Consider the following 5,069-nt stretch of genomic DNA (forward strand, 5'->3'; position numbering starts at 1 on the left):
TCCGGTACCGTCTGCATTAGCCACATATTCGGGTGTTTCGAAGCTAACATGTACATGGCTCATCGCTGCAAGGTTGTAAATTTCATTAGGCTGTACTTCTTGAATAATACGGGTGAGGTTCATACTGTCGGTCATATCGCCATAATGCAAAAAGAGGTTCCGATTATCGACATGAGGATCTTGGTAAAGGTGATCGATACGGTCGGTATTAAAAAGTGAAGTGCGGCGTTTGATACCGTGAACAATATACCCTTTTTTAAGTAAAAATTCTGCTAAATAGCTCCCGTCCTGCCCTGTAATCCCTGTGATTAATGCAACTTTCTGTATCGCCATTTATTGTGCTCCCCGATTAAAATCATCTTCAATTCTGATAATATCATCTTCGCCCGTGTATTCGCCTACTTGTGCTTCGATAATTGTGAGAGGTATTTTACCTAAATTGGCTAAGCGGTGAATTTCCCCCGCTTTGATATAGGTTGATTCATTGGGCTGTACCATATACGTTTTATCACCTACTGTGACGGTAGCTGTGCCGCTGAGAACGATCCAGTGCTCATTTCGATGGAAGTGTTTTTGTAAGGAAAGCCGTTTCCCGGGTTTAACCATGATACGCTTTATTTTATAGCCGTTTGTATCTTCCAATATCGTATATGTTCCCCACGGGCGATGGGCAGTTCTATGGATATGGGTGAGTTCCGGATTGCTTTTCCGGTAGGAATCAACGATCTCTTTTACCTTTTGACTTGACCCTTTTTTGCTGATTAAAAGGGCATCTTCGGTATCGATGATAATAAGGTCTTTGACATCGATAAGATTAACAGTCTTATTGGAGAGGATGAAGTTATTGTTTTTATCATTGGGCATTACGTCACTGAGCGCATCAAAACTTCCTACATCACTCCAGCCGATAGAAGAAGGGACAACTTTGACACAGCCGCTTTTTTCCATCACGGCATAATCAATACTGTCATCCGGAATGGCTGCCATGTCCTCATGTTTGATCCGAATCATATCATTATGGAGTGCATTGTTATAAGCATGTACAGATGCGCTATAAATTGCGGGACTCAGTTTTTCCAGTTCACGTAAAAATACTCCGGCTTTAAAACAAAACATTCCGCTGTTCCAATAATAATTGCCGGCTTCCACATATTTTTGAGCGACTTCAAGATTTGGTTTTTCGTGAAATGCTTTGACATTTTTGCCTGAAGCTTCAATATATCCGAAACCGGTTTCGGCAAAAGTAGGGGTAATTCCGAACGTTACCAAAGAATTTTCCATAGCCAATATTTGAGCCTGCTCTAGAATGCGTTGATAAGCTATCTGATCTTTTATAAGATGGTCAGATGGAGTAACGAGGACGATTTCATTAGGATCCAGAGCTAAACATGCCAAAGCAATTGCAGGGGCAGTATTACGTCCGATTGGCTCTAAAATATAATGGTTGTTTATTTTATTAATCTCCTCAAGCTGATCCAGTGCAAGAAAATATTGTTCAGAGTTGGAAACGATCATGTGTTTATCACATACCATACTGTTACGTTCAACAGTAAGCTGAAATAAAGATTTATTATCGAACAGTTTTACAAACTGCTTGGGCATTAACGTCCGGCTGATCGGCCAAAGACGGGTACCGCTTCCACCGCATAAAATGATATTTGTCATCTTCTTCCTTTTGTCTTTAAGATCATTTTTGTAGTGGATTCAGTATAAAATCAATATAGATAATTGTATTAATTATCGCATATGAGGACTTAAAAATAGGTTTCCGATGAAGACAGAGGAGAGGTAAAAGAAATATTATTTCAACAAAATTTAAGATTTTAACCAATTTTAACCGAGGGTAAGCGATAATTGCATCATGAATATATTAATGATTGATCAACCCGGGTTTCAGCTCCAAACACGAAAAATACTGCTAGAGGATACTATTGAAAGATGTGTAGCGGAAACGGTTTCTACGTTAGGTGACGTTTTTATTGCGTTTCAAAAAGACAAGTATGATGTCGTCATTATTGATCATGGGGTTGAAAATGGTCAACAATGTGTTGATTATATTTTACAGACATCCCCTAACCAGTCTCTATTAGTTGTGAGTGATGCGATTCAGTGTGTTTTTAGCCGATGTGAAGATTGTGCTGATAACTTCTTTGTCCGTCGCTTATTCAATCCAACACCGATAAAAAATATTGTACGAATGGTTGATGGATTTAGACATTACCGATGTGATCACTATGATGCGGAGACCAATAAAATAACCGTGTAAAAAATATTTTTACAAGATATCTTTATCAATATGAATATTGCTCAGTTCTAGTGCATAAAGAATCAGAGTAATATCTATTTTTTCAAAATTATTACATAGAAGCCGTTTTAAATATTCTCTCTCTGAGTATTCGGCCTTTTTGAAACTGGATAAAAATTTCCCTTTTTTGGAAACGACAAGATCGGTAATGTCTTTATCCATTTTGATATCTTTCATAACATGCTTAATATCGGTTTCAAAAAGAGCGCCGAGCATGGAGAACATGCCGGCAAGGTAGGCTTTGTCTTTTTCGCTGTGGTGGGCTTCCTCTTCCATCCGTTCGGCTCTTCGGAGAGCAATATTCATAATGCTCTCCGAAATCGGGTTATCAGAAATTTCGGCATAAAGATATAACAAAAGCCAGCGTAATAGTTTGTCTCTGCCCAGTAGGGTAATTATCTGTGTAATCGATTCGACTTGGGTTTCAAATTTGCCGTGGTTGTTGATAAATTTGACCAATTTGTAGGATAAATCGGCTCTTTTTTTGATGTAAGATTCTATTTCATAGGTTTGACCGTCATTCTTGATTAATTTGATGAGATGCAAAATAATCATCTGTGTAGCATCTTTATATCTGTCCATCTCCACTACTTCGGGTTTATGCAGTTGATAGCCTTGAAACAGATCAAATCCCATCTCTTTGTAATAGTTATACTCTTCTTCCGTCTCAATTTTTTCAGCGAGCACTCTGATCCCAAGCTGTTTGATTTTAGTCATGACATTTTTTAAATTATCGTCGTCAGCCGCCAAAATATCCATTTTCAAAATATGGATATATTTCAAGATAGGGGTAAACTTTTTAATCATCTTTGCACTGCAGTCAAAATCATCAATAGCGATTTTAAACCCTCTTTTATGGTACTGTTTGATTTTAGTAATGACTTGTTCGTTCAAATCGGTTGTCTCTAAAATTTCTAAAACAAATCGGTCTTTATCTAAAATATCAATAATGCCGGAGGTAAAGGCATGCTCATCGAGATTGATAAACGCGATACCGTCTTTACCTAAGAGTTCATCGATATTTATATTGGTCAATGTATTTAAAAGAACTTGAGACGTGGCTCTAATATTGGTCGGGAATTCTTTGATTCCATGCGCATGGTCTCTAAAAAGAAGCTCATAGGCGAACACTTTCCCTTGACGATTAAAAATTTTTTGTTTTGCTAAATATACTGTATTCAAAAAAGGCACCATTTATTTTAAATTTTTATAAAAGCATTATGATGATAGCGTAGTAATATCGACCATTGTTAGTAAAGTTTTTAGGGGGGGGTGGCTCCGAATGCTGGATTCGAACCAGCGACCAAGTGATTAACAGTCACCTACTCTACCGCTGAGCTAATCCGGAACAGAAAAAGAGAAAAAATATCATAAAGTGGCTCCGAATGCTGGATTCGAACCAGCGACCAAGTGATTAACAGTCACCTACTCTACCGCTGAGCTAATCCGGAATGTTTATGAGGGCGTAATTATACGTTATGAAGGCTAAATTGTCAATAAAAAGACTCTTATTTAGAGCGTTTTCGATCAATATTTGCGGTAGGGGTGAAAAAGATCACGTTTGAACGTTCGATTTGAGCAATTTTACCTTGACTTAGCAGAAATTGGAAGCGTTCTTTGGAGTCCAAATCAAAGAGAGCATCGATATCGTCCATGGTTAGAGGACGTTTATCGAGAGTGGTAAGAATTTCGTCATTACTATAGGTACTTACTGTCGCCGAGGTATGGGTACGTGAAACGATATGGATCACTAATGCAGGATCGAAACTGTGCGATAGGGTATGTAGCTCTTCAAAACTCAGACCCTGCACAGGATATGCCGGGGGACGGTCGATTGTGCCGATATCGATACGTTCACAATGGATACCGAGTAGGGCACGGTTGAGCGCTTCAACTTCATCAGGGGAATCATTGACCCCCTTGACGAACAATATTTCAATAAACAGTTTTCCCGTAAATAGATGTGAGAAACGGGTAATATTTTCGATGATATCAGTGATCTTAATATTTTCAGCAGGACGGTCAATTTTTTTAAATACTTCTGGGGTAGCCGCGTCGAGAGAGAGTTTGACTTGGTCGAGCTTGAGAAGAGCATTAAAAACACTTCTATCGTTTAAAGAGGCACTGTTGGAAAGGATCAAGGTTTGAATATCTCCTTTAAGTTTATTGATCTGTTCGATCAGCTCACTTAAAAAGGGATACATTGTCGGTTCACCGTTTGCTGTGATGGTAATAACATCGATATTCGGATGTTTATGGAGTGCCTCTTTTAAATCGGCAGTAATGGTTTCGACAGGTGTTATCGTGTGTTGATGATCCATTGCCGGCATAGGGGCGAGTTCACAATAAAGACAGTCAAAATTGCACTGCTTATGTGAGCTGGAGAGATCGATCCCGAGCGAGACACCGAAACGGCGTGAGTGCACAGGTCCGAAGATGGTAGACATGATTAGGCTTTTTTGCTCACGCGTTGGCATTCAGCAACGAAATGACGGGCATTTTCGACGGGAACATCCGGGAGGATTCCATGTCCCAAATTGAATATATGGCGTTTGCCGCCCATAATCTCTTGAATGGCTTCAACGCATGCGGTTGTTTGTTCTTTTGAGTACAATCGGCACGGCTCCATATTTCCTTGGAGAACATAACGATCTCCCAATTTCTCTTTTGCAAGAGCCATAGGGGTACTCCAGTCAACACCGAATACATCGAAATTGCCGTACACTTGATCCAAAAATGCTGGAATCCCTTTAGGGAACATAAT

General features: G+C 39.2%; 6 protein-coding genes and 2 tRNA genes. 1 reads left to right on the forward strand and 7 read right to left on the reverse strand.

Annotated features, from left to right (window positions below):
* Positions 1 to 333: GDP-mannose 4,6-dehydratase (locus Q0C19_RS10895; RefSeq protein WP_295055929.1), on the reverse strand; the 333-nt coding region annotated here is incomplete at its 3' end.
* The gene (locus tag Q0C19_RS10900) at positions 334 to 1,665 is read right to left on the reverse strand and encodes a mannose-1-phosphate guanylyltransferase/mannose-6-phosphate isomerase (RefSeq protein WP_295055930.1); all 1,332 of its coding nucleotides are present in this window, start codon (positions 1,663 to 1,665) and stop codon (positions 334 to 336) included.
* A 208-nt stretch (positions 1,666 to 1,873) separates the two neighbouring features.
* On the opposite strand from Q0C19_RS10900, the gene Q0C19_RS10905 reads away from it, so the two are divergent.
* The gene (locus Q0C19_RS10905; protein ID WP_295055932.1) at positions 1,874 to 2,266 is read left to right on the forward strand and encodes a hypothetical protein; all 393 of its coding nucleotides are present in this window, start codon (positions 1,874 to 1,876) and stop codon (positions 2,264 to 2,266) included.
* A gap of 9 nt (positions 2,267 to 2,275) precedes the next feature.
* Here Q0C19_RS10905 and Q0C19_RS10910 read toward each other — a convergent pair whose 3' ends face one another.
* From Q0C19_RS10910 to Q0C19_RS10930, 5 genes are all read right to left on the reverse strand, one after another.
* Entirely contained in the window at positions 2,276 to 3,496 is a 1,221-nt protein-coding gene (locus Q0C19_RS10910) for an EAL domain-containing protein (RefSeq protein ID WP_295055937.1), read from the reverse strand.
* Between the two features lie 82 nt (positions 3,497 to 3,578).
* Positions 3,579 to 3,653, reverse strand: a tRNA-Asn gene (locus tag Q0C19_RS10915).
* 28 nt (positions 3,654 to 3,681) lie between these two features.
* Positions 3,682 to 3,756 (reverse strand) — tRNA-Asn (locus Q0C19_RS10920).
* Positions 3,757 to 3,813: 57 nt separating this feature from the next.
* Positions 3,814 to 4,752 (reverse strand): radical SAM protein, encoded by a 939-nt coding sequence (locus Q0C19_RS10925; protein WP_295055933.1) that lies wholly within the window; start codon positions 4,750 to 4,752, stop codon positions 3,814 to 3,816.
* 2 nt (positions 4,753 to 4,754) lie between these two features.
* Positions 4,755 to 5,069, reverse strand: a 315-nt coding sequence (locus Q0C19_RS10930) for a uroporphyrinogen decarboxylase family protein (RefSeq protein WP_295055935.1), incomplete at its 5' end; no start/stop codon positions are given.

The sequence above is a fragment of the Sulfuricurvum sp. genome (assembly GCF_023250475.1).
Taxonomy (GTDB): Bacteria; Campylobacterota; Campylobacteria; order Campylobacterales; family Sulfurimonadaceae; genus Sulfuricurvum.